Source organism: Okibacterium sp. AC114, from assembly GCF_979253355.1.
On record NZ_CEEDBR010000001.1, the window covers coordinates 211,260 to 237,684 of the forward strand.

A 26,425-nucleotide genomic window follows, 5' to 3' on the forward strand; every position below is an offset into this window, starting at 1 on the left:
GTTGGGGCCATGCGGCGTTGCGGCGTTCAACCGTCGGAGGCAACGTTCCGGCCCCCAGTCTCGGCGAAGAGCGAGGCATAGAACTCGCACTGCGCTGGATGGTAATCGAGCTCGAAGTCGATGGCCGAGACATCCTCACCTGCGAGGTAAGCAGCCAACCGATCGAGGTAGTACTCCCACCCGGGCGCCACATCCGAAACGGGGATGCTCCCACCCACCGACTGAGCAAACGTCAGGGTTGTAACGGCCCCGGCCTGGGCCAGCGTGATCTCCCAGTGCCATTCGTCGCCGGGGCTGCTTTCGTCGGGCCCGCTCTCGCCGGGCCCGTTCTCGTCGCCGTCGGGTCCGTCGCCCATGAAGATCCGCGCCCGCAACCGTGACGGTGCCGAGCATTCGTCGAGGTAAACGGTCTCGGCGGGGACATCGTCACCCTCGGCGGTCATCCGAAATTGCACGGAGCCGCCGCCAGGATCACCCGTCCACTCACCGACCCACTGCTGCAGCTGGGCCGACTCGGTGATCGACGCCCATACTTCGTCGATTCCCGCCTCGAACCGCCGGTCGAACACGACCGCCTCGCCAAAGTCTCTCGCCTCTCGACGCCCCGTCGGCTCTGCGGCCATGGCCACCCCTTTCGCTCACCCCAGCGTCCTCCTCGCGTGGGCGGAAAGGAAGAGGGATGAGCGAGTCGCCCCTGCGGGCGTCAGAGAATCTTGCTGCCGATGAGACGTCCGAGATAGGTGATGTCGAACTTGCCTTTGAATTCGAAGTGCACTTTGCCCAACCCGCTGAACCACAGTTCGAGTTCGGCGTCGAGGTCGAACGTTCCGGCTGTCTCAACCGAAAAAGCCTGGACCTTGCTGTAGGGGAGCGAGGTGAAGTCACGCTTCTTGCCCGTGATTCCCTGGCTATTGACGGCAATGATCCGCTTGTCGGTGAATGCGACGAAGTCTCGGATGGTCTTCGCCGCGACCAGAACCTGTTCACCCTCGATCAGGAGCCCGGCGATCTGAGGGTAGATCTCGCGCGGGTCGATCTGCGACAGCTTGAAAACTGAATTGGTTGCGAAGTCGATCATGTGGGTCTCCTATTGGCTTCGGATGTCGGTGAATTTCATGATGAAGTTGGGGTCGACGCCGTAGAACGCCTCGGTGATGTTCGCACGCTTGAGGCACGATTCATCCGAACCCAGGAAGGTGCCCGAGAAGGTCACGAGGGTGTCGTTGTTCATGGCGACGAGGTTCGGGAACGGCGCTTCTTCGGGGCGAATCAGTGTCGCGTCCGAGCCGTCGCTGAAAGCGTTGTTCCACGTCTGGATCACGACGTTCGGGGATATCTCGATGCGCACGTAGGCATACCCATCGCCGTTCGCGCCGACGTCGATGATCTTGCCGACCCAGTTGACGGCCTTGTTCGTCGTCGCGGCGCAGAGGGCGGCATCCCGAGCTTGGATGATTTGGTTGCGCTGCAGGTCGGTCTGCGCAGCGTCGAGCTGAGCGACGGCGTCGTCGATCGTAGCGACGAACGCTGCTTGCTCGGCCGGGTAGGTGCCATAGCCATTCGTCGGCGCAGCCGGGGGAGCGGGGGCGGGAGGTGCTTCGGACGGCGGCTCGACGGGCGTTGTCGGAACAGGCACGGGCGTCTCGACCGGCGAAGACGCTTCTGACGGGGCCGCCGAGAAGACTGGCTTTGCTTCGTTGGTGGGAGCGGCTCCTCCGAATGCGATGCCGTAGACAACCGTCATTGTGATCGCGAGAAGGAGGGCGGACCCGCCGGTCACCATTCCGAAGATCGCTCGCGATCGTGGCGGTTTTCGCGATGCGTAAGCAACAACTCCGCAGACGAGGGCCGCCAATGCGAGCGGGATCGCGATGATGCCGGAGGCGATCGGAATGAACGCGAAGACGACGGCCAGGATGCCGCAGATCACAGCGGCGAGAGCGGCCGCGGAAGGCTTTGCAGGCTGAGTGCCAGGGTTGGACTGCGGAAGTGGCATCGGCAGCGGCATTGCTTGAGTGGGCTGCTGGCTGGGGGCGGCGGGGTTGTGGCCGGGCATTGGCCCGGCGGGAACGCGAGCCGGCGGAGGCGTCGGCCCCGTCGGTGCGGGCGGCGCGGCTATCGTCCGGGGACGACTTTGGGCCGTCCAAGCCCGACCATCCCAGTAACGTTCGAGATTCGAGTGACCGGGGTCGGGGTACCAGCCAGCGGGCGGCGTTGGAACATTCGTCATGGAGCTCTTTCGTGTCGTACTCCGCGTGGAAGCGCGTCGTTGAATAACAGTGATGTGGCAGGTGGACGGCAGAGCGAGGTCGCGTGCGGTGCCGCGACGGTTGTCTGCGTTCGGAGTGCGCAACCCAAAGAGGTTTCGCGGCCACGGCAATTGTCGGGCCCTAGTCACGCCTTCGGCGGCGCTGAGCTACGGCGTTCGCAAGTGTTCACAACAGGCCCGCGAAGGCCGCATCCGATCGGCGGCAAGCCCGTGAGGGCCGCGTCGTGTTCGGCTATTAGCCCGTGGTGTTCCAGTGGTAGTGGCCATTGGCATCGGGACCCTTGCCGCCGCAGACGTAGGTGCGTCCGTTGTCGGCGACGCCCGAGCTGCCGACCGCGGCGTCCGGGCAGAAGGCGCCCGGGATGACGCCGCCCGGCGCAGGGGCCGGTGCGGGAGCGGGGGCAGGTGCGGGAGCCGGAGCAGGCGCGGGCGCCGGGGCGGGTGCCGGAGCGGGAGCGGGCGCAGGCTTGGGCGCGGGAGCTGGCTTCGGGGCGGGCGCGGGTGCCGGGGCGGGAGCAGGAGCCGGCGCCGGAGCGGCAACCGTGATCGTCACGGTCTGCCCCTTCTCGAGCGCGCTACCGGCCGAGGGCGTCTGCGAGACGACGTTCCACGAAGCGCGGGTCGCCGCATCGACACCATCCGCGCCGGCATAGGCGATCACATAACCGGCCGTTTCGAGCGTGGTGGCGGCATCGGTGGCACTCTTACCCACGACATCCGCGATCGGGAGTGCCTCTGGGGTCGGCGTGGGGGTGGGGGTCGGCGTCGGCGTGCGCGTCGGGGTGGCCGAAGCGCTAGTGCTGGGGGATGTCTCGGCCACAGACGTTTGCGCTCCGGCCGGCAGCAGGGCACCACCCGCGATAAGCGCGGCCACGGCGACACCGGCGGTGATGCCGCCCGCCCCGCGCGAACGCAGCAGCATGGCCCACGAGGCGCGCCCGGTGATGGCGACGTAAACGCCCGTGAGCAGCCCGGCGATGCCGAGCATGATGAGGAATCCTCCAAGGCCGCCCGACACGAGCCCGATCAAGGCGAACGCCAAGACGACCGCGCCGACGATCCACGTCGAGGCGCCGATCTTGCGCTGCTTCGTGCCGTTGGCCCCCCTTGCCCCCGTCGCGCCGGCAGCCCGGTTCTGAGCGGGTGTCGGAATGACGACGGTCGGAGCCGACGACCCGCTGCGCGCATCAAACCCTTGCGTCTTCTCGGTCCAGCGCATGCCGTCCCACCACCGCAGCTGACCGTTGTTGTCGCGGAGCCATCCCGCGGGCGTCTTGCCTGATTCATCCATGAATTCATCCCCACTTAGGCGCCTCATAGCGCGCCCAAAGAGTATGAGCGTCCTACTTTGTCGCGCTATCCCTCATTCGGGGTGATCCTTGACGAATCCTCGCAATCCCGCGGCCCGCCCGCGCGCCGTTCACCGCCGAACAGGGGCTACCCCCTCAGCGCCGCCTGCGTTTACCGGCCAACCTGCTCGATCAACCCCTGAATAAAGGGGATGACATCTCCCGCCTGCCCCACGGCCGCAAACGCCGTCGCCACCAACGGCCACAACGACACCACCACTGTGGAAATCACCGCGGCCACCGCCAGAACCCACGCCACCGCACCATTGCGGGTCGCAACGATCAGCGCCAGCAGCACGAGCGCGAGCCCTAGCCCGATCACCAGCGCCACCGCGATCGATCCGACGGGAACATCGAGCGCACCCACGGTGCTGCCATCCGCCGCGCCGATCAGTCCGAGCACCGGCAGCAGCACGAATACGACGCTCGAGACGCAGAGAACGGCCCCCGTCACAAGAGCGGCCCACACCGCTGCGGGCCGCGGGCGACGAGCCCCCGAAGTCGAAACGCGCGAAAAAAGTGGCACGATTGTGAGCTCCCGTCTGATCATCCTGTCGTCGGGCACCCAATACGCCCACCCCTATGACGGTCGCCGCCGAGGTTTCGTCACAATCTCCCGGACGCGGTCCCGCAACCGCCGCTCGACATCAGCCGCAACCCCCTCCCCACCCGCCGAGCATCCCTCGTATTGCGGATACCCTGGACTCGACGAACTTTTCGAAGGAGCACAACATGGCGGAATTCCTACTCCCCTTCATCGGCCTCATCACCCTCGTCGGCGGTGGCCTCGGCGCGGCAGCCCTCCTCGCCCTCGCGCGCAGCAGCCGCTACTAAACCCCCACCCCTCGGCGGCCGGCTCACCAACTCAGCGGATGCCATGAGCGAAGACGACCTCGCCCCGACAACCTGACAACGATGAACCGTGCAGTCTCCTGCGGCCTCATCACTCATGATCGAGTCATGAAAATTGGCCTTCTTGCAGTGCGAGACGATTGCCGCGACCGTGGCCTGGATGCGCTGCGATGACGACCATTCAAGAGCGATTTGAAGATGAAACCTTCCGGCGCTATCGATTGAAAACTCCGATGTTTGGTCCGGCGAAGGTTGAGCAGGACGCCTGGGGGCAGAATCCGTAAGCTGTTCCAACCCATATGTTCTTCCATCGAGGGCATAGCCGGTAACTCTAGGCTGCGCAACGTCTCCTTGGTAGCTGAACGTTCCTTCCAGTAGGTTGATACGACTCACGCGATGTGAGCGTGGTCAGCGCCGATTCGGCTTCGCTGGTTGAGTTCTCCACCCTTTTATGCCCTGGAGTGAACATGAACCGGTACGAGTTACGCGAGTCGTTGAGGACAGTGGGAGTGCCGGCCGAGATCGTGCAACAGTTCCCGTCGCTTCCAAACGATGTGGAGGCACTGCTAATTTATGGGAGCCGCGCCCGTGGTGATGCCGTAGCTGATTCTGACCTCGACGTGCTGGCACTAGTGTCCAGAGGGCGGCCGAGCATGAGTACCGCGGACGTGAGTGTTAGTTTCTACACGAAGGCGCAGCTCGACACAGGTGTGGGTACTTTGTTTGGCGCTCACCTCCGACGAGACGCCAAAATTCTTTGGGACCCCTCCGGACGGCTCGGAACAGCGGTGGGAGTTATGGGAGACGTCGAAACAACACGGCTAACCCAGCGAGTCAGGACGATGTCATCATTGTTTACGACTCCTGCCATGGACCTTCCGAAGTATCTCGAAGGCATGCTGCGCCAGGCCCGATACTTGTTGCGAAGCTCCTTGTACGCCCGCGCCATTGAGGACGGCGACCCCTGTTTTTCGGTCCGCGAGATTGCGAACCGAGTCGGCGACTCGTACCTGATCGAATTGCTTGCCTCGAGGAGAAGGGCGAGTGCCTCGCTGTCAGAACTTGACGAGTGCTTGACGAGACTCAGGGAAATCATAGGTAGTTTCCCTCTCAGCGCTCACGGGTCGCTAGAAGCGACCGTTGTAAACGAATGGGGGAATCGAGGGGACTTGTTGTCCGGTGCATTCTTAGTACTTGGATCGACCGGAGCTGGGTCGGTTTATGCCGAGGTAGAGAAGATTCTTCTATGAGGCAGGTAGCGTTCATTGGCGACATACACGGTTCGTTAGAAGCGCTCGAGGGAATTCTCAAGGTTCTGGATACGCGCGGCGTGAGTCGTTTAGTCTTCCTCGGCGACTACATCAATAAGGGGCCCGAATCGAAAGCCGTTCTTTCTCGATTGATAGATATGGCTTCTCACGGATCGGTGACTCTCTTGCGCGGCAACCATGAAACGGCGCTACTGCGCGCGGTTGACGAGGGTAATCTAACCACTTTCCTCAAAATGGGCGGAGCCGCGACTATTCGGTCCTACCTTGGCGGCGACACTGGTCCCGATGTATTGGCCCAATTTACTCGCGCCCTACCTCGCGAGCACGTCGAGGCCATCCGTTCGATGCCTATACGATTTCACACGATGCGAGTAATTGCGCAACATGAACCAATCAAGATAAGCGGACTGAATAAATTTTCACGGTTCGTTATCTCTGCGCACCGCCCGACGGGGCCATCGCCCAAGATCAGCAGTCGTAGCGCTGAAATCGATACAGGTTGCAGCGACCCCGACGGCCGCCTTACCGCCTTGATGTGGCCGAGCCGACAATACCTTCAGGTCGACTCGAATGGAACGCTACTTCCACGACAAACAGCCTTAGGATCTAATCCCGTTTTCCCTCGATCTCGTCGATGATCCACTGAGCGCGTTCTGCCCCGCCGTCATTCTTCATGTCGCGATTCAACAGCAGACAACGCTCGGCAAATTGTAGCGCCCGTGTGTTCTGCCCTATTGATCGGCAGCATTGCGCAAGCAGTAGGAGTGCGATGGCTTCGCCCCTGGTGTTGGCGAATTGTTCGTTGAGGGCGAGCGCCCGTTCGGCCCGAGGTAATCCGGCCTCTGGCTTTCCCAGCCGTAGGTTAACTTGTGCCGAGAGTGTGGCAGCATTCGCATGTAGAGCGGTGGGGGCGGAACGAGTCAGGGCATCGTTAGCCTTTTCGGACCATTTAAGCGCCGAATCCAGTTCCCTCGCCGCAACGGCAAGACGCGCCAGGTTGACGAAGGACTGCGCCAGGTCGTCTCCGTGCGGGGCGTTTGTTCTGATCTCAAGCGAAGCGGCGAACGCATCTTCTGCAGCCTTGAGATCACCTGAGCTCTGGAGTGCTATCCCGAGGTCGTCGTGTATGCGGGCTCGAACTCGGTTCGCGAACGGGTCAGATTCGGTGAGAAGGGTAATCGCTTGCTTGAGGCGCCCAATCGCCGCATCGGTTTTGCCTTGTCGGCGTAAGACTCCGGCCTGCATCGCGATCGCCTCCGCGGTTAGCGTTGAGTAGAGGTGCGACTTGCCTTGGATGCACTGATCGATTGCCAGCTGGGCCGAGTTGTACGCAGCTTCTAGCTCGCCTTGGCGCGCTAGAAGGCGAGCATAGGCGAGGTTCTCGGCGGGGCCTCCTAGCGCGGCGGCCTCCTTCAGGCTCGCTCGCCCCGCCTCGGGCTGACCGAGGTCGACGAGCTTTTCTCCAGCGATCCGGAGCCTAGCGGCCTTCAGGGTTTCTTTACCAGTTGACGACATCAGATCGACGTGCCGGGGCCGTTTGCTTGAGGCCATCGCTTCCCAGCTCTCAAGACGTTCGGAGAGTTTTTCCTTCAACTCGGCCTGGTTTGCCGTCGATTCGAAGAGCATTGAGTTCTCGTGAATCATTTGCTCCCGCAAGCTCGCAACACGTTCCTCGGGCGTCGCGTGCGCCATGAAACTAACCCAAACATCTCTCATCGGCTGGTCGTTTTGACCAAGCTCCAAAAGGCCGGTAAACAATTCTTCCTCAGTACCCGAGGTGTACCCCCAAGGACTTCCTGGCTTGCTACCCCATCGCTCCTTGAACATTACGATCATGAAGTGGCTTTCACTGATGAGCTCGTTGATCGCTTCTTGCGGTCGTCGCGCGGTGCCTCGAACTTGTTCCCAGCCAACGGCTTCAAAGACAACGTTGCTGGACTCTCGGCGCCTTGCGTTGTGCTCATCGATAGTTGTGAGGACGATCATGCGCTCGTCAACTAAATCACCAGGGGAGGCCAGGAAAATTCGGAGTGGCAGGGATGCGGTCACGAGCTGATCCTATCCAGCAGCACGGTCATGCGTCCGCGATAGGTACTTCTGATCTTTCAGCCAGGTGCACCAAAGTGGGGACTACCGCTCTGGCGGGCGAAGAGTCGAATGCATCACAACGCTGCTCGGCGGGCCGTCACCGTGCCGGAAGCTTCTTCAGAGGCGGTTATAAAGAGGCAAAAGGGCATTGGTGATTCCCTGCTGAATCTTGCTTATGGGGTCCATGCAGGCTGGAATTCTCGAGCTAATTCGCCGGCTCGGCTCCACATCGGCCAGTGGCCGGTCGGCAGGTCGAGGACGTCGACGGTTGTGAGATGCGCGACCTCGGCGAACATAGGGTGACCCCCGCGCGCCATCTCGAGTACCTGCGCGCTCGAGATCGAGCAGCACACCAGCGTGGTCGGGACGGCGTGGCGAGCGTCGTTTGTCAGCTCGACGGTCTGGCGCAAGACCGGCGCCGGTTCGGGCACCGCCCGCGCGCGGAAACGGTCGAGCATTTCGGGGGTCAGGCCTTCCAGGCTCGCCTGCTGGGCCAGGACATCGAACGGTGGGAGCGGAAGCTCTGTCAGCTCCGCGGGGAACTCGGGCGCGAAGGCGGTGCCGTTGGCCATCGGGCCCGAGTCGACCCAGATCATCCGGCCGATGAGTTCGGGGTGGCGGTCGAGCACGAGGCTGACGGGAGCGTTCGCCCCACTGTGAGCGACGAGCGTCGCCGGCTGGTCGGTCGAGACCTCGAGGTGGGCGAGGGCGTGTTCGATCGCGGCGGCCTGGTCGTCGAGGGTTCGGGTGGCGCGTTCGGGGTCGTCGGGGTCGAGGCCGGGCAAGGTGAGGGCGACCGCGCGAGACGTGTCGGTGCGCAGGTGTTCGAGCACGTCATCCCACGCCCACGCGCCCAGCCAGTGGCCGGCAATGAGGATGATGGTCGGGTTGCTGTTCGGTGTTGTCATGACACCATCCTCGGGCGTGCTCGGGGCAGGTGTGTGTCACTATTTCTGTCATGAACTCGAACATTTCTCGGCGACCACGACTGTGGCAGCGACGGCGACGGCAGCGGCGATGAAGCGCGCCGAGCGGTTGCACGCGCTGTCCGAGATGCTGCGCCGCTACGGAACGCGCGGCAGCTCCGCCGAACGGTTGGCGCGCGAGTTCGACGTGTCCGTGCGCACCGTCAAACGGGACCTCGCCGCCCTCGAACGCGGCGGCGCGCCCATCTGGTCGCGGCCCGGGCCCGGCGGTGGCTATGGGCTGGCGGTGGGTGCATCCCTGCCGCCGGTCAGCTTGTCGGCAGAGCAGGCGGTGGCGCTCATGGCTGCTGCGTCGGCCGCGCGCGATGCCCCCTACTCAGATCTGGCGGCAGCCGGCATCCAGAAAATCGTGGATGTCCTCGACCCCCGCACCCGCGCCCGCGCCGAGCAGCTGGCCGGCCGCGTCTGGGTCGATGCGCCACCGTCGCCCTCGCGTGCGATCCGGTCGGCGCTGGAGGAGGGGATGGCCGAGCAGCGCGTCGTCCGCCTCCGCTACACCGCGCAATCCGGGGCCACGACCACGCGCGACGTCGAGCCCGTGCTGTTCGCGTCCACGAACGGCCAGTGGTACCTCGTCGGGTGGTGCCGGATGCGCGACGCGATGCGCTGGTTCACGGTGTCACGCATCGAGCGGGCTAGCGTGACCAAGATGGCGTGCGCGGGGCACACCGTCGATGAGGTCGGCGAGCCGCCAGCAAACGCCAGGCCGGTGCGTGGGCGGGGCGACTGAGCCACGTCAGTGGGCACCGCGAACATAAATAAAGGTGTCCATTCCGCCGTTCAACCTGTCGATGCGAATGCGGAGTAGACAATGAACAGAAGGCCGAAGAAGCCTGCCGCAATCAAACCGAGAATTCCGAGTACAACCCCTCCTCCGTTCTTGATTTTGAAGAACGCGAAGAGCGCTCCTACTAGCGCCGCGATGGCGAGGAGGAGGCAGAATGCAATGCCTGGGTTCATGCGTGGGTGCCGCCTTCTAGGATCATTTCGGTCATTTGGGCCGGGGCGACTGGTCTTAGCCAGTGTCCATTGAGAACACGATCACGAAAAACGCCTTCACTGCCAGGACGCAGAAGAAGAGTAGGGCAAACATGCCAAGCGCGAAACCGCCGATGCCTCTCACCTTCCAAAAGCAATAGATGGCCGCCGCCAGGCACAGCAGTGGCAGAAGGATGCTGATCAGTATGTTGATTGCCTCGCCTCGTTCCAGAGCAGTCGGCCGGTGACCACAAAGATCACCGAAGTTGCTTCGGATCATATGTGCGATTGCTACCAGGCGGTGAGGGCATCCGTCATGTCGGACCCGCACACGTGTGTCTCGCGCCCTCAGCGTAGGAGCTCAAGCGCGTTCCCACGCCGAGCAGACCCGTCAGCAGCGGTGGCCGTCGCAGGTGGGCTCGTTGTAGTAGTTCAGCGAGTTCTGCACGATGAGGACGTAGTCGGATTTCATGTCCAGGACCGCTTGCGCGACTTCTTCACCGAAAGGGGCATCCTGCGTGACGGGCGTCGAGGGATAGATCTTCGGAGCATCCGCTATGTCGGCGAGGACACCTTCATTCTGGATGCTCCCCAGCTGTAGACCGATGGTGGGTTCGTAGTCCTCGCAGCTGTAACCGCCCGTGACGAAGTACATGGACGGGTCCGTTGAGTTCAAATTGTCGGCGGTGGCGAGCTCAGGGGCGATCGGTGCCTCGTCGCATCCCTGTGTTGCGTATGCGCTATTCACCGCCGTGGCAATCGCGGCCGGGTCGGTCATTTGTGGGAACGCGTACATGCTTACGCGCGTCATGGAGCAGCTGTAGGTCTGAACTGGGTAGGGCGGCTTGAAGCCGTCCCCGGTCGAGCTTCCGCCACACCCGTCGACCGTCCTCGCGGCGATGAGCGGAAAACCTGCCGTGGTGTTCAGAAAAGTGGACTGCGCGGACATCCATTCAGTCGCGGCGGCTCGCTCGACGTCCGCCCACGACGGTGACGGCGTATCGGCATCATCCGTCTGTGGCGTGCACCCGCAGAGCGCCAGAACGCAACAGATGACGGCCAGGCCGACCGACTTCATTTTCATGTTCACCCTCAATTCAGCGGCACCCGCCAGCGCTGTACGTGCGCCTGTGTGCGCGTCAGCTTTCGACTCTTGTTGCGGCAGGCTGTTCACGCGGAGGCGACGCCGCAAACGGAGACGAAACAACTGCTTAGATGTCTACACCAACGGACACGCGATCGGGGGCAGCGATGGTTCTACGCGGTGTGGTGGCGGTCGCAATTGTGTTCTGCGTCGCGTATTACGTGTTCGCCAAGGTCAATCGAACGGCGGGATGAGGTTCTAATGATGGCCGAGGTTGTCGTGCAGGTCGGAGGCTGGGAGCACGAGTGCTGCGGCGAGGCGATCGAGGTGAACCAGATCGTCGATTTTGGATGCCTCGTGCGCCGACGAGCATCGGGGGAGGAAGATTACGTCGAGATTCACCATGATGACGAGCCGGATGTCCGCATCCGGGGTCGCGTCATAGACATCTCGGTCGTCGACATCCATGGTGCACGGCGCGCAGTCGCCCGCGTTCCGAGCGGATCGGCTCTGCGCGGCTTCGACGCGAAAGATGACGGCCACCTCGAGGAGCAGCACACAGGACAGCTCGTCGACGCCAAACCGGATGTTTTCGACGTGCGGGTCCTGGCAAACGAGATCGCCTAACGAGCAAGTGTGACTGTGCGCGAGCCACCTAGAATCGGGTGTCATGGTGAAGGCATGGCGCATCGTTGCGGCGATCCTCGTCGGGGTGCCGACGCTCATCGCCGCGGGTGTGATCATCGCGTGGATGCCTCTGCCGAGCACCCTCGATGTGCAATGGTCGGGCGCAGAGGTGACCAACACGCAGCCTCTCTGGGCCTTCCTCATCCCGGTCGTGCTGCTGACCGGCGTAGGCCTCGTCCTGGCCGTCACCGCGGCGATCGATAGGGACCGAGGAGCCGCACATAAGGGCACCTTGTTCACCGCGGCCCTCCTGACGGCAGTCAGCGCAGGGGTCGGAGTCGCCCTGGTCGCCATCAATCTGGGACACGCCGAGCCCACGGGCCCGGCCGTTCTCGGCGCAATCGCGTTCGCTCCGATCTATGCGCTGCTCCCGCTCTCCGTCGTCGCGCTCGCGGTGCGGCGCGACGGTCAGGTCACCCCGGCCCCTACTTCGCCGCGCCGCTGAAGATGCCGTTGACGTAGTAGCGCTGCAGCAGGAAGAAGATGAGCAGGCAGGGGATCATCGAGACGACGACACCTGCGTCAAGCAGGCCCCAGTCGACCTTGCCGAATTGCCCGATCTGCTTGGTCTGCAGGACGACGGGGAGCGTGAAGAGAGCCTGGTCCGACAGGAGGACGAGGGCGCCGAGGAACTCGTTCCACGCGTTGAGGAACGCGAAGATCGCGGCCGTGACGATGCCGGGCACGACGAGGGGCACGAACATGCGCAACAGGACACTGCGGCGCGAGCATCCATCGATCATGGCCGCCTCTTCGATCTCGTCGGGGATCGCCGCGAAGGCGTTGCGCATGATGAAGATGCAGAACGGCAACTGGTAGGTCGTGTAGACGAGCACCAGGCCGAGCAGGGAGTTGCTGACGCCGAGGGTGCGCAACACCACGCTGATCGGGGTGAGCAGCACGCTGAACGGGATCATCATGCCCGCGAGCACGACGCCGAACAGAAGGGTGCTTCCACGAAAACGGAAGCGGCCGAAACCGTAGCCCGCGAGGGTCGACAACACCACGGTGAGTGCGACGGTGCCGATCGCGACGACCAGGCTGTTCGCCAGGCCCGTGAGGGTGCCCTGCGAGGGGTCGAACAGGCGCGACCAGGCGTCGCCGCTCAGCGTCTGCGGAAAAAACGTGGCCGGGCGTTGCTGCAACTCGGCGGGCGACTTGAGGCTGCCCGTGACCGCCGAGAGCAGCGGCAGCGCGAAGAGCGAGACGAGCACGATGCCGCCCACCCACCACCAGACGCCGACGGCTCCGCGACCCCGTTTGCGACGCACGGACGCGGACGGAGTCGGGCTGATTGCCGCGATGGCCGCAGCCGGGGGAGCGGCCACAGCGGTGGACGACGAGGCCGGAGCTGATGCATCCGATCGGGGCTCAGTCATTCTTGGGTCCTCTCAGAAGGCGGATCTGCGCGGCCGCGACGATGAGTAACAGCACGAGCATGATGACCGACAACGCGGCGCCATAGCCCAGCTCGAACTTGGTGAAGGAGACGTTGTAGATCCAATAGACGGCCGTGACCGTCTCGTTGTCGGGGCGACCCTTCGTGATGAGGAAGAACTGCTCGAAGGCGAGCAGTGAGCCGCTGATCGAGAACACCAACACCAGGATGATCGTGGGCTTCATGAGCGGCAGGATGATTCCGGTGAGGCGCCTCCACCACCCGGCCCCGTCGATCTGCGCCGCCTCGAGCACATCCTCGGGAACGCTGTTGAGGCCACCCAGCAGCAGGATCATCTGAAAGCCGACGACCTTCCACGTGACCATGACGATGACGTTGATGAGGGCGGGCCACTGCTCCACGAACCAGGAGGTTTGGTCGACCTCGGTGCCGAGGCTCGTGAGGATGGCGTTCACCGAACCGGCGCTCGGATCGGTGAACCACAGCCACAGGAAGCTGGCCGCCGCGAAACCGATCACATAGGGCGTGAAGAAGATGGTGCGGAAGAACGTGCTCGCGCGAGACGGCCGCCGCACGAAGAACGCGAGGGCGAGACCCGCCACGAACAGGATCGGCGTGATGACGACCGTATAGATCAGGGTGAAGCCGATCGAACGCAGGAACGTGTCGTCGGCTGTGAAGGCGCGCACGTAATTGTCGAGGCCGATGAAGGTGCTGCGGCCGAGAAGTGGCCACCTGTGCAGGCTCATCCAGGCCATGAGCGCCACGGGCACGACGAAGAACACGGCCGTGAGGAGCAGCGCGGGCGTCACCGCCAGCAGGCCGGTTCGGGAGAGCCGACGCTCCCGGAGGGACGGACCGGCCGCCCCTCCGGGTCGACGCCCGCGAGAGGTGGAGCGGACACGCGAAGACGCGCGGCGCGACGTGTCCGGCGACGGAGTCACCGGCGTGCTGAGGGTCTCGGTCATGTCTGCTCCATCAACTCGTCGGCGGCTATTCCGTGGCGTTCTGCGTGACGATCTGTTCGGCGGTCTTCTGCGCGGCGGCGGCTGCGGCATCCACATCGTCACCGAACACACCGGCCTGCATCAGGCTCACCATGGGGCCGTTCGGGTCGCTGAACAGTGCGTTGAACGACACCGTGTACGGCACCTGACCCTGCAGCGCGGCTTCGACAAGCGCGGCCTGCTCCGGCCCCTTCGAGCTGTAGTCCGACTCGTAGAGGTCGGTGCGCACCGGGGTGAAACCACTCTCGGCCAGGGTCTTCTGCGCGTCATCCCCGGTCGCCCACTTCACGAAGTCCCAGGCGGCGTCACCGTTCTTGGCGCCCTCGGGAATGGCGAGCACATCACCACCGACCATGGATGAGATCTCACCGGCATTCTTGCCGGGCAACGGCGTGACACCCATCTCGAACGGCAGATCGGACGACTGCAGCGTGTTCAGGTAGAACGAGCCACTCGCGACCATGCCGAGCTTGCCGTTCTCGAATGCGCCGCCATAGTTCTCGCCGCCGTCGGTCTGGCTGGCCGTCGTGATGCCGCCATCCGCCACCATGCCGTTGAGCAGTTCGATGAACTCGGTGACGACCGGGTCGGTGAACGTGGCGTCGGGGTTCAACGCGCCGCTGTCGGCGTCGATGAAGTCGCCGCCGGAAGCCCACACCATGGGGGCGAGGGCGAACGCGGCACACCCGCCGCAGCCCGCGGAGTAGTGGTAGCCGGTGATGTCGTCGCCGAGACCGCCGATGCTGTCGGCCGCGGTGGCGAACTCCTGCCAGGTGGTCGGCGGCGCCTCGGGGTCGAGCCCCGCCTGACGGAACAGATCCTTGTTGTAGTAGAGCACCGAGGTGTCGGCGGTGAACGGCGACGTGTACTTCTTGTCCTCGAAGGTGCCGGCATCGACCTGGGCGGGCAGGAGGTCGTCTGCGTAGTCGAGTCCGTCGATGCGCTCGGTCAGGTCCTGGAAGGCGCCCGCGTTGATGAAGTAGGGCGCCTTTACGACGTCGATGGCCACGACATCCGGCGGGTTGCCCGAGCTGATCGCCGAGCCCAGCTTCTGCTGCACATCGGAGTTCGGCAGCACGGTCACATCGACCGTGAGACCCGGGTTGGCCTTCTCGTACATCTCGGCGAGTTGCTTGGTGTAGACCTCGCCGTCGGAACGGGTCCAGACGGTCAGGGTGTCGGCGTCGCCACCACCCGAACTGCAGGCGGACAACGAGAACGCGGCAGCCGTTGCGGTGCCGAGCGCGATCAGGCGAAACAGCGTTGTTCTTGAGTGCCTCATGGTGCGTCACTTCTCCTTCTGAAGGGTGGGAGCGGCCCGGCGGGGGGCGGGTCGTCGTGCGGTGGAGCGGGAGTCGTCGTGCGGGGTGTCGTCGTGCAGGGTTACGCGGTGGTGCGGTCGGTGGGGGTGATTTGAGTCGGGGTGGCGAGAGCGGGGGCCGAGGCGCGGGGCATCCACACGCGCATAGCGGCGGGTGCCGGCCCGTTGCCCCAGAGGGCGTAGGGGCGCAAGATCAGGCGCGCCTTCTCGGCGTGCGGCGCGGAGATTGCGCCGGATGAGCCGGTTTCGCCGGATGCAGCGGCTTCGGGGGATGCCCCGGCACTGGGTTCTGGAGTGCTCGAATACAGGCTCACGGCCGCCGGATCGGGCAGGGTGCGCAGCGCGTCGATGCCGAGGAAGGGCCCGAAGCCGCCGACGATCTCGCTGCCCGAGACCTCGACGACCGAGGCGTCGGTTGCGACATCCACGGTCTCGATGTCGACGGCGTTGTCGGTCTGGTCGACGCAGTACACGAGTGGCCCGCGTCGGACCGCGACACTGCCGCGCAGGCCGTCGATGCGGGGATGCGGAAACACGAGGCTCGGGCTCACGTCGAGCTCCAGCCGGATCACGGTGTCGGCCGCGAAGGGCCCCTCCACGCGGAGCCACCCCGAGTCGACGGGGGCGTTCGCTGAGACGGTCTCACGAGGCTCGCCATCGACGGTGAGCCGCGCTCGCCGCCCTCCGGTGCGGGACCACTCGGGCACCCGCAGCTCCAGCGTTCCCGCCCAGGCATCGTCGAAGCGCAGCGTCACCGAACCCGAGGCCGGGTAGTCGGTGTCGACGTGCAGCACGGCGGCTGCGGCATCCGAGGATTCATCGGTTGAGGTCGCCCCGGTGGCGTCGATGCGCGGCAGACGGATGCTGCTCGCGGCGTAGTTGGCCACCTGCACGGTGTCGCCGCCCGAGGTCGCGAGCAGGTTCTGCAGCGACGCGAACGTGCGCATGAGGTTGGGCGGGCAGCACGCGCAGCTATACCAGGCCAGACGGCGACCGCTCGATTCCTCCTGGCTGGCGCCGTGGTCGGGCCGCCTCTGCAGCGGGTTGCTATAGAAGTAGGACAGGCCGTCGACCGAGATGCCGGCCGACACCACGTTGTAGAGCGCGTTCTCGGCGGCATCGAGGTAGCGGGACTCGCCCGTGGCGACGTGCAGGCGCCACGCCCAGTTGATGAGGGCGATTCCCGCGCAGGTCTCGGCATAAGCGCGCTCGCTCGGCAGCTCGTAGGCGTCGCCGAACGACTCGTCGCGGTGCCGCGAGCCTGTGCCACCGGTGAGGTAGAGACGTTTTCCGACCAGGTCATCCCACTGGGTCTTCATGGCATCGAGCAGGGCTTCGTCGCCGCGTTCGAGGTAGAGGTCGGTGACCCCGGCGTTCAGGTAGAGCGCGCGCACGGCGTGGCCGCGCATGATGTCGGTGTCGAGAACGCTCGTGTCGTCCTGGTAGTACTGCGCGCCATAGACGCCTTCGCCGATGAAGCCGCTTCCCCGGCGGCGGATGAACGCTTCGGCCAGATCGAGGTGACGCTCGTCGCCCGTCGTGCGATACAGCTCGACGAGGGCCGTCTCGATTTCGGGATGTCCGCAGTACACGTCCGATTCGGGCCCGCCATAAAGGTCGATCACGAGGTCGACGAAGCGGATGCCGACGCCGAGCAGCCGGTCGTCGCCCAGGGCTCGATACCCCGCGATGCCCGCCTGCAGCAGGTGCCCAAGGCAGTAGAGCTCGTGGCCGTGGGTGAAGTTCGTCCAGGGCCCGGCGTCGCCCTCGCCGAGCTGGTAGGCCGAGTCGAGATAGCCGTCGTCGCGCTGGGCGCGTTCGAGCAGGCCGACGGTGTCGCGGTAGAACCGGATGAGTTCGGGATGCTGCGCCTCGGCGTCGCCCACCTGCCACGCGATCGCCTCCAACATCTTGTATACGTCGCTGTCGGCGAAGAGCTGCCCACGGAACGGAGCGTCGGACTCGCCGGCCAGACGCCTCAGGTTGTCGAGGTTACCGGCGGTTTCGAGCATCGCGGTGCCGTGCGGGAGGGAGGCGTCGACGTTGCGGCGCAGCCACGATGCGTGCAGCCCTGACGTGAAGCTCGCGGCGTCGGCATCGAGGGGCCGGCGGCGCGCTCGGCGCGGTGTGGCGAGGGGGCCGGTTGATCGTGCACTGGTGAGGGTCACCGCGCATCCTTTCGTTCGTTCATTCGCAGCGATGCGATGAGTCGAACGACCCACGGCGACCGCACGCTCTTGTGCTATGTCACATATCGAAGCCCACCACAGTGTCGGCAATGAGTCGATCTGGTTACCGTAATGTAAAACGAAAGCGGTTTCAAGAGTTGAGATTTTGCGGATGGTTCTTCGGTGCTCGTGAGAGGTCCGCTACTCTGGAAACCGCACGGGGCTGGCGGGGATGTGGCGCCGTCGAACGGCGACAAAACATTTTCGAGGAGTTTTGGATGCGGCGCAGCAAAGCGGTCACGCTGGTCGATGTGGCGCGTTTGGCCGGGGTGTCGGTGGCGACGGCCTCGAAGGCTCTGAACAACCGCTCCGAGGTCCGCGAAGCGACGAAGGCGCGCGTGCACGAGGCGGCGCGATCGCTGTCTTTCGAGCACAACGCGATGGCCCGCAGTCTTTCTCGCGGGCGCAGCGGAACCGTCGGCTTGCTGACATCCGACCTCGAAGGTCGTTTCAGCCTGCCCATTCTCATGGCCGCCGAAGACGCTTTTGGGGCCGACGAGATTTCGGTGTTGCTGAGCGATGCTCGGGGTGACGCCATCCGCGAGCAGCGACACGTGCGCACGCTCGCCGCCAAACAGGTCGACGCGCTCATGGTCGTCGGCAGCCTGACCGACGCTCGTCGCTCACTCGGATCGGCACTTCCGTTCCCCGTCGCCTACGTCTACACGCCCTCAGACGATCCAACCGACTTCTCGCTCACGCCCGACAACGTGCAGGGCGGGCGCATCGCCGCCGAACACCTTCTTTCGACCGGCCGGCGCCGCATCGCCCACGTGCGCGGCCTGCCGACGGCACAAGCGGCGCGCGACCGGGCTCTCGGCATCGATGCCGCGCTGACGGCTTCCGGGGTGCCGCTCGCGCATCGCACCGACTACGGCGAGTGGACCGAACGCTGGGGCCGCAGCGCCACCCTCATGCTGCTCGACACCCATCCCGATATCGACGCCGTCATCTGCGACTCCGACCAGATCGCGCGCGGCGCCCTCGACGCCCTGCACGCGCGTGGCCGAAGGGTGCCGACGGATGTCGCCCTCATCGGCTTCGACAACTGGGAGCTGATCACGGCAGACACCAATCCGCCCATCTCCAGTGTCGACATGAACCTCGACCTGCTGGGCCGCCGCGCATCCGAGCTGCTGTTCGCCGCGATCGACGGGTCGCCGCTGCCGACCGGTGTCGAACGCACGGACTGCCGCCTCGTCGCGCGCGGCACGACGATCCCTTAACCGCGAGGCGGGCGGGCAGCTAGTTTCGCTCGGGCTCGGGCTTGACGTTGTCCTGGGCCGCAGCCGCAGCCGCAGCCTCAGCCTCAGCCTCAGCGGATAGCGCCGCTGGGCGCACGCGCGGCGGGCGCCCCGAGTGCCAGACATAGGCCGTGGCCGTGAGGAGCACGCCCGCGGCGATGAGGGCCCACCAGGGGAACGAGGGGATGTCGGGGCGTTGGCCCGCGCCGTCGAGGTCGGATTGCGGGGTGGGGATGACGCGCTCGCCCGTGACCAGAATGCGGTGGCTGTTGACGCCGAGGGGTGTGCAGGTGACGAGCGTGACGAGGTCTTGGCCGTCGATCGGGAAGAGGCTCTGGCCGTCGGTCGGTTCGACGATGCGCGTGTCGATGACGCGGTATACGAGCACCTCGCCGAAGACCTCGATGGTGAAGGTGTCGTCCTCCTTGACGCGGTCGAGGTGGGTGAAGAGTTCGGCGGTGGCGAGGCCGCGGTGGGCCGTGAGCACCGAGCGCGTCGACTCGCCGCCAACGGGGAAGGCGGTGCCCTCGAGGTGGCCGACGCCGTGTTCGAGCACATCGGGGCCGGTGCCGTGCGAGACGGGGAGGTCGACGTTGATGGCCGGGATCTTCAGCCGGGCCATGAGGCCGGCCTTGTCGGCCTTGAGGATGTCGTCGTAGTCGCCGGTCTGGTCGGGTGCGTCGGCAACCGGTAGGCGTTCGTTGGCGAGGAGGTTGGCGCCTCCGCCGACGAGGTTCTCGTTGTACTCGCGAGCGCGCTGGAGTTGTTGTTGCAGGGTGGCCGTGCCGAGGTCCGAGACATCCTGCGTGAGGTCGTTGATGCGTTGGGACTGCTCGTATTGGCTGAACCAGGAGACGACGGTGGGGAACAGGAGAAGGCCTGCGCCCAGCACCGAGATCAGGGCGATGACGAGGGAGACCCACGACATCCGCCAGCGTCGCGACACCACCGGAGCGCTAGTCGGTGACGCTTCTGGGGACGACGAAGGCGGGGGCCCCGAAGGACTCCCCGCCTTCGTGTGCATCACGTCAGACTACGCGGACGTCGTTGCTGCGACGGGCGTCTGCTCGGCGACGGCACCGGCTTCGGCGCGACGACGAGACACGATGACCGCGGCGCCGAGGGCGATCGCGAGGAGCGCGCCGCCGCCGATGCCGAACCAGACGCCACCGTCACCACCGGTGAAGGGCAGCAGGAAGTTCGCTGCCGAGACCTGGGTGTGGTTGAACTCGACGTAGTTCTGCACGGGAGGTGCCGTCGAGGTCGGGCCCGCGACGACCACGGCCTGGACCGGGTTGCTCTGCGGCAGGTTGTAACCGGCCGGCGGGGTGATCTCACGCACGTAGTAGTTGCCGGGCGTGATGATCGGGATGGCGACGAAACCGGTTGCATCGGTGGTCCAGTTGATGCTGCCGTTGATCGAGATCGGGTTCTGCTGGTTGTTGGCGTCGTTCTGGTTCAGGTAGACCTGGTAGACCGCGCCGGCCAGGGGGGTGCGCGGGCCGCCGTTGTTGCTCTCGAACGCCGACACCGTCAGCTGACCGATGGGCGTGGTGCCCGAGACGGTCTCGGTGAGGCCGTTGATGTTGGCCGTGGCGTTGTTGGTGATGAGGCCGTTCGGCGGGATCGACACGGCGCGCGTCAGCACGTTGAACGACACGAGGCCGCCCTGCAGCGTGGTCAGACGCGTGAGACCGGATGCCGTGAACGTGAGCACCGAGGTGCCCTCAGCGGTCGGCGTGGCCGCGGTGTTGGTGATCGTGTAGTCGGTTCCGAGGGCGAAGTTCTGCGCGACGCCCGCGGGGCTCGTGACCGTCACGGTCGTCGGCGAGACGCCCGTGGGAGGCGTCGTCGGGAACACGAGTGCTTCCGGCACCGAGTCGGTCAGCGAGAACGCAGTGATCGCGTCGCCGGCCGCCAGGGTGGGGATGCTCGCGGCGATCGCCCAGCGGATGAGGTCGGGGTTGCGGGCCTCAGCCGAGTTGGCCGGAGCCGGAACGCGCGTCTTGGTGGTCTCGGTGACGGCGTTCTTGGGGTAGACGTGCACGTCGTAGATCCACTGGTTCGCCGGGGCACCGGACGGGCCGGTGGGCAGCGGCAGCGACACGAGGAACGGCGCCGTCGGGTTGGTGGCGTCGGCGGGCAGCACGGTCTCCTGCACGTAGAACAGGCCGAGCGGCATGGTCGTCGGGAAGGTGGCGGTGCCGTTCGCGGCAGAGGGCGTCGACGTGTAGGGCGTGCCGGTGAGGCGCGTCGCAGCCGTCTGCGGGCTCAGGCTGTTGGCGATGGCCCAGCCTTCGGGCGTGGTGAGGTCGACACCGGCGACCTGCGTCGCGGTGAAGACGGCGCCCGACAGCGGCGTGCCGAGGTTGGTGGTGGAGGGCAGCTCCTGGCCGGTGCCCGCGTTCTGGCCGTTGTTGGGGCCGAGCGCGAACTTGTGCACCGTGAGGCTGCGGGGCTGGTCGGGGTTGATGTTTCCGGGCTGCGTAACAGCCTGCGCGGGGGCCGTGGCCACGAACGCCGCGCCGGCCGCCAAGACGAGGGCGCCGATCGCGGCGGTGACCCGCCGAGAGATGGACCTGGACATTGTTGCTCCTGTCAGAGATGAGAGTGAGTTGAAAAAGCGTGAAAAGTGGACAGCAAATTGCGTGAGGTGACAGTGAAAGTCAGGGACGAAGGCGTCGAGGCAGTGTGATCAATGCTTCACATCGCACTCCTTCGCGTGCGGCGGCGTCGTTGCCAGACCGCGAGGGCCAGGGCGAGCGTCAAGACGGCTATGCCGCCGATGACGAACGCGTCCGTGCTGGGTCCCCCGGCGAGGGGGAGTGTGGGGGGCGAGACGGGCGCGTTGACATAGCGATAGGTCGCCGTCTGCCCGGCCGCCGGGGCCGTGATGGTTTGCGAGCTCACGGGGGTCCACGTGCCGTTCGGCTGCCGCAGCTCGAGCCGCAGCTGCTGGTAGGCGAGGCGCGTGCCGCTCTGCGCGAGGGCCTCGCTGAGCGTGTAGCTGTGCCCCGGCCGCACGGCGAAGGTGCTCGCCGCGTTGCCGTTGGTCGCCGAGTAGTCGGCGCCCGGAACGGTGGTCGCGCCGAGTCCCGTCAGGGCGGCCGGCGTGGCCGTCAGGTTCCAGGTGGAGGGCTGGAATCCGGTCGACGGGTTCTGCACGTTCTTCAGCAGCGTGATGGCGGCCGTCGCATTCGTCACGGTGCACGTGACATCCGTGGCCCGGGTCAGGGTCACATCATTCGCCGCGCTGACGGGAACGACGGTGCCCGTCGCGGTGACGCAGGACCAACCGCCCACCTGCACGTAGGTGGCCGGTCCGCCCGCTTCGGCCAGTCGATACGGGGTGTCGGCCGAGACGGGAACGGCGTTGAGGGTGCCGCTTCCGCCCGCCCCGGTCGGTCCGGCCAGGGCCGTGGCCTGACTGCGCGTGGCGCTCAGCTGCCAGGCCGAGGGTGCCGCCGCGCCGAATGACACGTTCTTGACGAGCGTGAGCGTGGCGGTCGGTCGGTTGGTGTACGTGCAGTCGACGGCCGCGCCGGGTGCGACATCCACGTTCACGGCGCCGCGCACCTGCGTGCCCACGGTCGTCACGGTGGTGGCCGCCGCGGTGCCGTTCACGGTGCACACCAGGCTCTGGTAGCGGAAACCGGTCTGCGTCGTCTCGGCCACGGTCACGCGCCCGCGCTGGGATGCCGCGCCGAACAGCACCTGCCACGTGGCAGAACCGTCGGCTCCCGTCTGCTGCGAGGGGTTGCGCGACGGCAGCACGCTGACGGTGCTTCCGGTGTTCGCCACCGCCGTCGTCGTCATGGTCCACCCGGCCGTGGGCGTGCGGTTGGCGCCGTTCCAGTCCTCGACCACCTTCGTCACGCGTACGGTGGCAAAGGGTGCCGGCGAGTTCGAGAACGTGCAGGCCACGCCCACGCTCAACCGGTTCGGGATGGTGATGGCCGCCGACTTCTCGGTGCCCGTGAAGATGCGCACGCCATCGGCCCAGCATTCATAGACCGAGGTATAGGCGGTCAGCGGCGAGACCGAACCCGTCGCCATGGTCTCGGAGATCGTGACCGACGTGTTGATCTGCACGGGCGTCGGGCCGATGCGCGCGCTCTGCACGCCGGTCGCGGTGCCGCTCGTCGTGGCCACGGTCGACTCGACGAGGGGCGATCCGGCCGACAGCGCGATGCGGAATTGGTCGGCCGCGTTCACGCGCCCGACCACGTTCTTCTCGAGCGAGATCGTCGACGGCGACGTGCAGGCGGCGAGGTCGGTCGCGGTGTTCGGCGCGGTCGTGCCGATGGTGGCGCGCGGGCTGTTCGGCACGCGGGTCCAGGTCAGCGGGTCGAATTGGTACGCCGTGGTGCCGTTGCCGAGGTAGACGGTTCCGGTGGGCGAGAAGGCCACGCCGTTCACGGCCGTGAGCGCGTTGCCCGTGTCGGTTCCGCTCAGCGCACGGCGCGTGGTGGCGCTCGAGGGGATGGTGCCACCCGTTGCCGCGAGCAACGACTCGCGCGTGACGCTGAACATGCCCACGTTGCTCGAGTCCGCCGCCGTCTGCACGATGTGCAGGTTGCCCTGCGCGTCGAACGAGATGTCGCCGTTCTCGCCGGCCGCGGTGCCCGTCGAGACCTGCCCGAGGTAGAGGAAGCGGCTGCCGTTGTTGAGCGCGGTGGGCGTGTACTCCCAGAGGCGCACCGAGCCCACCGCCGACTTGCCGACGACGAATCGTCCGTTCAGCGGGTCGACGGCGCCCGCGATGATGGTGCCGTCGAGCGCGGCACCCGAGCGGTCGAGGAACGACCCCTGCGTGCCCGTGAACGCCGTGCGGTTTCCTTGCAGCGCGCCGCTGACGATCGTGTAGTTGACGACGCCGCTGGCGTTGACCGCGTTCGTTCCCGTGCGGTCGATCGCGATGGCGCTCGTGCCGTCGCCGTTCACGCCCAGGGCGTTGATGTCGGTCGCACCCGCCACGGCGCCGTACAGCTGGGTCGGCGCCGCCGAGCTCGTGGCGTTGACCTGGGCGATCGAGCCGTTGGTGCGCACGGCGTAGTAATAGGTGCCGTCGCAATAGAGGGATGCGGCCTGGGGCGTGTTGGTGAACGTGCAGACGATCTCGGCGCCGGCCTCGTTGGGGATGGTGATGGGGCCCGAGATCGAGGTGCCCGTGGCGATCGTGGTCGTGCCGCGCAGGCATTGATAGCCCGTCGTATAGGTGTTGAGTGTGGCCGTCGAGACGATGGATTCGGAGATCGTGTAGACGCTCCCGCGCGTCACGTTGACGGGCCCGATCTGGGCCGACTGCAGCCCCGTGTTGGCGCCCGTCGTGGTCACGCTGGCGACCTCGGTGGCGCCGAGGCTCAGGGCGAGGCGGAACTGGTCGCCCACGACGGCGCGGCCCGCGACGTTCTTCTGGATGGTGATGCGGGCGGGCGCCTCGGCGACGAAGGTGGCGGCCTCGGGGGCGTTCAGCACGGTCGCGACGTTGGCGGGGCCGTTGGTGAAGGTTCCGGGGGCCGTGGCGACGACATCCACGGTGACGGTGCAGCTGGCGGCGTTGCTGGCGAGGTCGCCGCCCGTGACGACGATCGAGCTGGCGCCGGCCGCGGCCTGCACACCGAATGCCGTGCCCGTGACGTTGGTGCACGTGCCACCGACCGCGGGTGTGGGGGCGACGACGAGGCCCTGCGGCAGGGTGTCGGTGAAGTTCCAGTCGTTCTTGGCCGCCAGCTCGGACGTGTTCGTCACGGTGAAGGTGAGCGTGGTCGGCGTGCCCGCGGTGGTGAGGTCGGTCGAGAACGTCTTGTCGAGGCTCGGGGTCGCGTCGACGATGCGCAGGTTGTCGACGGCGAAGTCGTTGCCCGCCGACGCCGAGATCTCATTGCTGACCCGGATGCGTGCCTGTGCGGCCTGCGCGGGGGTGAGACGCACGGCCGTGTCGGTGAAGAACCGGCCGGCGCGCACCGCGGTCTCGCTGCCGAAACCACCGGTCAGCGCGGGGGAGGTGTAGCGGCCGGCGGGCGTGTTGCACGCGATGATGGGCGCCGCGGTGAGGTTCGTCGCCGTTGCGCCGACGACCAGTGCGACATCCAGCCGGGAGTTGTTGTTGACGCCGCTCGGGCGAGCCGAGCACGAGTCCTCTGCGACGTCGATGGATGCCGCGTAGTAGCGCTCGGCGGTGGCCGACAGCCCGACGGGCGCGACCGATTCGATGAGCGTCTGGTTGGCCGTCGTCGTGCCGCCCGTCATCGTCAGCGCGGCGAGGGCCCGGTTCGCCTGCGATCCGGCGGTTCCCGTGGTCGAACCGTTGACAGGCGCGGTGTTGCTCGTGCTGCCCACGACGCCGAGTCGCGACTGGCCGAGGACGTCGGCCATGCGGCGAACCTGGTTGCGCGAAACCGTGTCGGTGGTGGTGCCGCAGAAACCGGTGGCGGGGAACGTGACGGTGTAGTTGAGCAGCACGCCGTTGCAGTTGGAGTAGTTCAGCCAGAATGCGGCCGCCGTGTAGCGGTTCGCGGCGTAGGTGCCGAGCTGCGCGGGCGGCGTGCTCGCCTCGAAGTCCTCGAGCCAGAGCTGTGCGGGCGCCTCGGGCACCCCCGCGGCCAGGATCGAAACGGTGGATGCCGCGCGCGCCAGCGCCGTCTGCTGCGATGCCGCGCTCGGCGCGAGTGCCTGGGCGACGGACGCTTCTGAGGACGCGTCGAGGGCCGTCGACGGCGCCGCGGGCTGTGCCTGCGCGGCGGCCGAAACGGTGGCGGCCGACGCGCCGGGAGCGATGAGACCCAGCGTCAGAGCAACGACGGCGGATGTCGCAGCAGCGATCGTGCCGATTCGGCGAGGCCGTGATGATGGGCCGTTCGGGGCGCGTCTGTTACCGCCCATGCGTCGAGAAGCCACCTGCGGCCCCCCGGATCGCGCGGTCAGATGGATCGGGGCGCTCGAGAAAACACCGCACGACCACAGAGATCGGGACATGCGCGCCGCGGCGCTGAAGCCGCTTGCATGCGTGGGATGAAACCCTCTTCTCATCCCTGTCTGTGACAGCGTAGAAATGAAGCATCCTCACCGGCAATACTGAGAAGTACTTAGCTTTTCGGCGCGACTACTGGGATTCGGATGTCGTTCCGGCGCTGGGCGAGCTCCGGATGCGATATCGCGCGAACTGTGACGCGCCGAGCGCGATGCCGGACTTGTCGCACTCTACTATTCCCGTCAGGGCTTTTGCGGCCCGCTTTTGTGAGGCGACACAGCGGCCGTCGGGCCTAGCGCAGGCGGCCGCCCGTTAAGGCTGTCGAGGCCGCGATGACGGTCTCGAGCGGGCAGTCGATGGCGACCTCTCCGAGTTGGAAGCCGAGTTTGCTCAGGGTGGCGAACGACTTCGCGGGCAGCGTCGAGTGGATGCCGGGCGACTGCGCGGTCACGCCGGGCGCGAGGTGGAACGTGAGGATGCGGAACTTGCCACGGCGGCGCACCGAGAGGCGTTCGATGGCGGGCCAGGGGAGGAAGACATCCCCCTGTTCGATGCTGCTGTGCAGTCCCGCCGTGTCGAGCGTACCGGTCCGATAGCCCACCACGAGTGAGGTCGACACGCCGCGGGGCCGTGGGAGTCCGCCCTGAATATTCACTGGCCTTCTGCGTGGCTCGGCCCTAAGGTCGGGA

The 26,425-nt window shown here is 66.0% G+C and carries 24 protein-coding genes and 1 pseudogene; 6 read left to right on the forward strand and 19 right to left on the reverse strand.

Going from position 1 to position 26,425, the window contains the following annotated elements; all coding sequences use genetic code 11:
• Positions 1-26: 26 nt before the first annotated feature.
• The 6 genes and pseudogenes from ACZ6IE_RS01060 to ACZ6IE_RS01085 all read right to left on the reverse strand — a co-directional run bounded on the left by ACZ6IE_RS01060 (position 27) and on the right by ACZ6IE_RS01085 (position 4,033).
• Positions 27-623 (reverse strand): SRPBCC domain-containing protein, encoded by a 597-nt coding sequence (locus ACZ6IE_RS01060; protein ID WP_464606378.1) that lies wholly within the window; start codon positions 621-623, stop codon positions 27-29.
• An 80-nt stretch (positions 624-703) separates the two neighbouring features.
• Complete coding sequence (locus ACZ6IE_RS01065; protein ID WP_464606379.1) at positions 704-1,078, reverse strand: PH domain-containing protein; 375 nt, start codon at positions 1,076-1,078, stop codon at positions 704-706.
• A gap of 9 nt (positions 1,079-1,087) precedes the next feature.
• The gene (locus ACZ6IE_RS01070; RefSeq protein ID WP_464608653.1) at positions 1,088-1,996 is read right to left on the reverse strand and encodes a hypothetical protein; all 909 of its coding nucleotides are present in this window, start codon (positions 1,994-1,996) and stop codon (positions 1,088-1,090) included.
• Positions 1,997-2,119: 123 nt separating this feature from the next.
• Positions 2,120-2,230 (reverse strand): annotated as a pseudogene (locus ACZ6IE_RS01075) (DUF2510 domain-containing protein); the annotation flags it as partial.
• 274 nt (positions 2,231-2,504) lie between these two features.
• Positions 2,505-3,560, reverse strand: coding sequence for a PASTA domain-containing protein (locus ACZ6IE_RS01080; protein ID WP_464606380.1), 1,056 nt, complete (start codon positions 3,558-3,560; stop codon positions 2,505-2,507).
• A 170-nt stretch (positions 3,561-3,730) separates the two neighbouring features.
• Positions 3,731-4,033: a hypothetical protein gene (locus ACZ6IE_RS01085; RefSeq protein WP_464606381.1), complete on the reverse strand. Its 303-nt coding sequence runs from the start codon at positions 4,031-4,033 to the stop codon at positions 3,731-3,733.
• Between the two features lie 835 nt (positions 4,034-4,868).
• Here ACZ6IE_RS01085 and ACZ6IE_RS01090 point away from each other — a divergent pair.
• Complete coding sequence (locus ACZ6IE_RS01090; protein WP_464606382.1) at positions 4,869-5,720, forward strand: nucleotidyltransferase domain-containing protein; 852 nt, start codon at positions 4,869-4,871, stop codon at positions 5,718-5,720.
• Positions 5,717-6,379, forward strand: coding sequence for a metallophosphoesterase (locus ACZ6IE_RS01095; protein ID WP_464606383.1), 663 nt, complete (start codon positions 5,717-5,719; stop codon positions 6,377-6,379). Before ACZ6IE_RS01090 ends, ACZ6IE_RS01095 begins: the two co-directional genes overlap by 4 nt.
• Here ACZ6IE_RS01095 and ACZ6IE_RS01100 read toward each other — a convergent pair.
• Together ACZ6IE_RS01100 and ACZ6IE_RS01105 are read right to left on the reverse strand one after the other, a co-directional pair.
• Entirely contained in the window at positions 6,348-7,790 is a 1,443-nt protein-coding gene (locus ACZ6IE_RS01100) for a tetratricopeptide repeat protein (protein ID WP_464606384.1), read from the reverse strand. The two genes, ACZ6IE_RS01095 and ACZ6IE_RS01100, sit on opposite strands and share 32 nt — an antisense overlap.
• Positions 7,791-8,002: 212 nt before the next feature.
• Positions 8,003-8,737 (reverse strand): alpha/beta fold hydrolase, encoded by a 735-nt coding sequence (locus ACZ6IE_RS01105; protein ID WP_464606385.1) that lies wholly within the window; start codon positions 8,735-8,737, stop codon positions 8,003-8,005.
• Positions 8,738-8,846: 109 nt separating this feature from the next.
• On the opposite strand from ACZ6IE_RS01105, the gene ACZ6IE_RS01110 reads away from it, so the two are divergent.
• A complete protein-coding gene (locus ACZ6IE_RS01110; protein WP_464608567.1) occupies positions 8,847-9,545 on the forward strand; it encodes a helix-turn-helix transcriptional regulator in 699 nt (232 codons plus the stop codon).
• Positions 9,546-9,595: 50 nt separating this feature from the next.
• On the opposite strand, the gene ACZ6IE_RS01115 is transcribed toward ACZ6IE_RS01110, so the two are convergent.
• The 3 genes from ACZ6IE_RS01115 to ACZ6IE_RS01125 all read right to left on the reverse strand — a co-directional run bounded on the left by ACZ6IE_RS01115 (position 9,596) and on the right by ACZ6IE_RS01125 (position 10,877).
• Complete coding sequence (locus ACZ6IE_RS01115) at positions 9,596-9,775, reverse strand: hypothetical protein (protein WP_464606386.1); 180 nt, start codon at positions 9,773-9,775, stop codon at positions 9,596-9,598.
• A 55-nt stretch (positions 9,776-9,830) separates the two neighbouring features.
• On the reverse strand, positions 9,831-10,073 hold the full coding sequence (locus tag ACZ6IE_RS01120; RefSeq protein WP_464606387.1) for a hypothetical protein: 243 nt from the start codon (positions 10,071-10,073) through the stop codon (positions 9,831-9,833).
• 111 nt (positions 10,074-10,184) lie between these two features.
• The gene (locus ACZ6IE_RS01125) at positions 10,185-10,877 is read right to left on the reverse strand and encodes a hypothetical protein (RefSeq protein ID WP_464606388.1); all 693 of its coding nucleotides are present in this window, start codon (positions 10,875-10,877) and stop codon (positions 10,185-10,187) included.
• Positions 10,878-11,141: 264 nt separating this feature from the next.
• Here ACZ6IE_RS01125 and ACZ6IE_RS01130 point away from each other — a divergent pair, with 264 nt between their 5' ends.
• A complete protein-coding gene (locus ACZ6IE_RS01130; RefSeq protein ID WP_464606389.1) occupies positions 11,142-11,504 on the forward strand; it encodes a DUF6578 domain-containing protein in 363 nt (120 codons plus the stop codon).
• A gap of 43 nt (positions 11,505-11,547) precedes the next feature.
• Entirely contained in the window at positions 11,548-12,009 is a 462-nt protein-coding gene (locus ACZ6IE_RS01135; protein ID WP_464606390.1) for a hypothetical protein, read from the forward strand.
• On the opposite strand, the gene ACZ6IE_RS01140 is transcribed toward ACZ6IE_RS01135, so the two are convergent.
• The 4 genes from ACZ6IE_RS01140 to ACZ6IE_RS01155 form a co-directional block, all read right to left on the reverse strand.
• Entirely contained in the window at positions 11,990-12,943 is a 954-nt protein-coding gene (locus tag ACZ6IE_RS01140) for a carbohydrate ABC transporter permease (protein WP_464606391.1), read from the reverse strand. The genes ACZ6IE_RS01135 and ACZ6IE_RS01140 overlap by 20 nt on opposite strands.
• Positions 12,936-13,931 (reverse strand): carbohydrate ABC transporter permease, encoded by a 996-nt coding sequence (locus ACZ6IE_RS01145; RefSeq protein ID WP_234990934.1) that lies wholly within the window; start codon positions 13,929-13,931, stop codon positions 12,936-12,938. The genes ACZ6IE_RS01140 and ACZ6IE_RS01145 overlap by 8 nt, the downstream gene beginning before the upstream one ends.
• Before the next feature lie 25 nt (positions 13,932-13,956).
• Positions 13,957-15,252: an ABC transporter substrate-binding protein gene (locus ACZ6IE_RS01150; RefSeq protein ID WP_464606392.1), complete on the reverse strand. Its 1,296-nt coding sequence runs from the start codon at positions 15,250-15,252 to the stop codon at positions 13,957-13,959.
• Between the two features lie 101 nt (positions 15,253-15,353).
• A complete protein-coding gene (locus tag ACZ6IE_RS01155) occupies positions 15,354-17,459 on the reverse strand; it encodes a glycoside hydrolase family 127 protein (RefSeq protein WP_464606393.1) in 2,106 nt (701 codons plus the stop codon).
• 278 nt (positions 17,460-17,737) lie between these two features.
• Here ACZ6IE_RS01155 and ACZ6IE_RS01160 point away from each other — a divergent pair, with 278 nt between their 5' ends.
• The gene (locus ACZ6IE_RS01160) at positions 17,738-18,745 is read left to right on the forward strand and encodes a LacI family DNA-binding transcriptional regulator (RefSeq protein ID WP_464606394.1); all 1,008 of its coding nucleotides are present in this window, start codon (positions 17,738-17,740) and stop codon (positions 18,743-18,745) included.
• Positions 18,746-18,764: 19 nt separating this feature from the next.
• On the opposite strand, the gene ACZ6IE_RS01165 is transcribed toward ACZ6IE_RS01160, so the two are convergent.
• The 4 genes from ACZ6IE_RS01165 to ACZ6IE_RS01180 form a co-directional block, all read right to left on the reverse strand.
• A complete protein-coding gene (locus ACZ6IE_RS01165) occupies positions 18,765-19,691 on the reverse strand; it encodes a class C sortase (RefSeq protein WP_464606395.1) in 927 nt (308 codons plus the stop codon).
• A gap of 105 nt (positions 19,692-19,796) precedes the next feature.
• Entirely contained in the window at positions 19,797-21,350 is a 1,554-nt protein-coding gene (locus ACZ6IE_RS01170) for a SpaH/EbpB family LPXTG-anchored major pilin (protein ID WP_464606396.1), read from the reverse strand.
• 116 nt (positions 21,351-21,466) lie between these two features.
• Positions 21,467-25,648, reverse strand: a complete 4,182-nt coding sequence (locus ACZ6IE_RS01175) for a beta strand repeat-containing protein (RefSeq protein ID WP_464606397.1) — start codon at positions 25,646-25,648, stop codon at positions 21,467-21,469.
• A 380-nt stretch (positions 25,649-26,028) separates the two neighbouring features.
• A complete protein-coding gene (locus ACZ6IE_RS01180) occupies positions 26,029-26,355 on the reverse strand; it encodes a hypothetical protein (protein ID WP_464606398.1) in 327 nt (108 codons plus the stop codon).
• Positions 26,356-26,425 lie beyond the last annotated feature (70 nt).

Bases quoted from the DNA above. Each gene is read 5' to 3' on its own strand.
- ACZ6IE_RS01170 (WP_464606396.1), bottom strand. From the start codon at position 21,350: ATGTCCAGGTCCATCTCTCGGCGGGTCACCGCCGCGATCGGCGCCCTC.
- ACZ6IE_RS01105 (WP_464606385.1), bottom strand. From the start codon at position 8,737: ATGACAACACCGAACAGCAACCCGACCATCATCCTCATTGCCGGCCAC.
- ACZ6IE_RS01165 (WP_464606395.1), bottom strand. From the start codon at position 19,691: ATGTCGTGGGTCTCCCTCGTCATCGCCCTGATCTCGGTGCTGGGCGCA.
- ACZ6IE_RS01150 (WP_464606392.1), bottom strand. From the start codon at position 15,252: ATGAGGCACTCAAGAACAACGCTGTTTCGCCTGATCGCGCTCGGCACC.
- ACZ6IE_RS01130 (WP_464606389.1), top strand. From the start codon at position 11,142: ATGGCCGAGGTTGTCGTGCAGGTCGGAGGCTGGGAGCACGAGTGCTGC.
- ACZ6IE_RS01060 (WP_464606378.1), bottom strand. From the start codon at position 623: ATGGCCGCAGAGCCGACGGGGCGTCGAGAGGCGAGAGACTTTGGCGAG.
- ACZ6IE_RS01140 (WP_464606391.1), bottom strand. From the start codon at position 12,943: ATGACTGAGCCCCGATCGGATGCATCAGCTCCGGCCTCGTCGTCCACC.
- ACZ6IE_RS01095 (WP_464606383.1), top strand. From the start codon at position 5,717: ATGAGGCAGGTAGCGTTCATTGGCGACATACACGGTTCGTTAGAAGCG.
- ACZ6IE_RS01175 (WP_464606397.1), bottom strand. From the start codon at position 25,648: ATGGGCGGTAACAGACGCGCCCCGAACGGCCCATCATCACGGCCTCGC.
- ACZ6IE_RS01070 (WP_464608653.1), bottom strand. From the start codon at position 1,996: ATGCCACTTCCGCAGTCCAACCCTGGCACTCAGCCTGCAAAGCCTTCC.
- ACZ6IE_RS01135 (WP_464606390.1), top strand. From the start codon at position 11,548: ATGGTGAAGGCATGGCGCATCGTTGCGGCGATCCTCGTCGGGGTGCCG.
- ACZ6IE_RS01145 (WP_234990934.1), bottom strand. From the start codon at position 13,931: ATGACCGAGACCCTCAGCACGCCGGTGACTCCGTCGCCGGACACGTCG.
- ACZ6IE_RS01065 (WP_464606379.1), bottom strand. From the start codon at position 1,078: ATGATCGACTTCGCAACCAATTCAGTTTTCAAGCTGTCGCAGATCGAC.
- ACZ6IE_RS01125 (WP_464606388.1), bottom strand. From the start codon at position 10,877: ATGAAAATGAAGTCGGTCGGCCTGGCCGTCATCTGTTGCGTTCTGGCG.
- ACZ6IE_RS01160 (WP_464606394.1), top strand. From the start codon at position 17,738: ATGCGGCGCAGCAAAGCGGTCACGCTGGTCGATGTGGCGCGTTTGGCC.
- ACZ6IE_RS01120 (WP_464606387.1), bottom strand. From the start codon at position 10,073: ATGATCCGAAGCAACTTCGGTGATCTTTGTGGTCACCGGCCGACTGCT.
- ACZ6IE_RS01110 (WP_464608567.1), top strand. From the start codon at position 8,847: ATGAAGCGCGCCGAGCGGTTGCACGCGCTGTCCGAGATGCTGCGCCGC.
- ACZ6IE_RS01115 (WP_464606386.1), bottom strand. From the start codon at position 9,775: ATGAACCCAGGCATTGCATTCTGCCTCCTCCTCGCCATCGCGGCGCTA.
- ACZ6IE_RS01080 (WP_464606380.1), bottom strand. From the start codon at position 3,560: ATGGATGAATCAGGCAAGACGCCCGCGGGATGGCTCCGCGACAACAAC.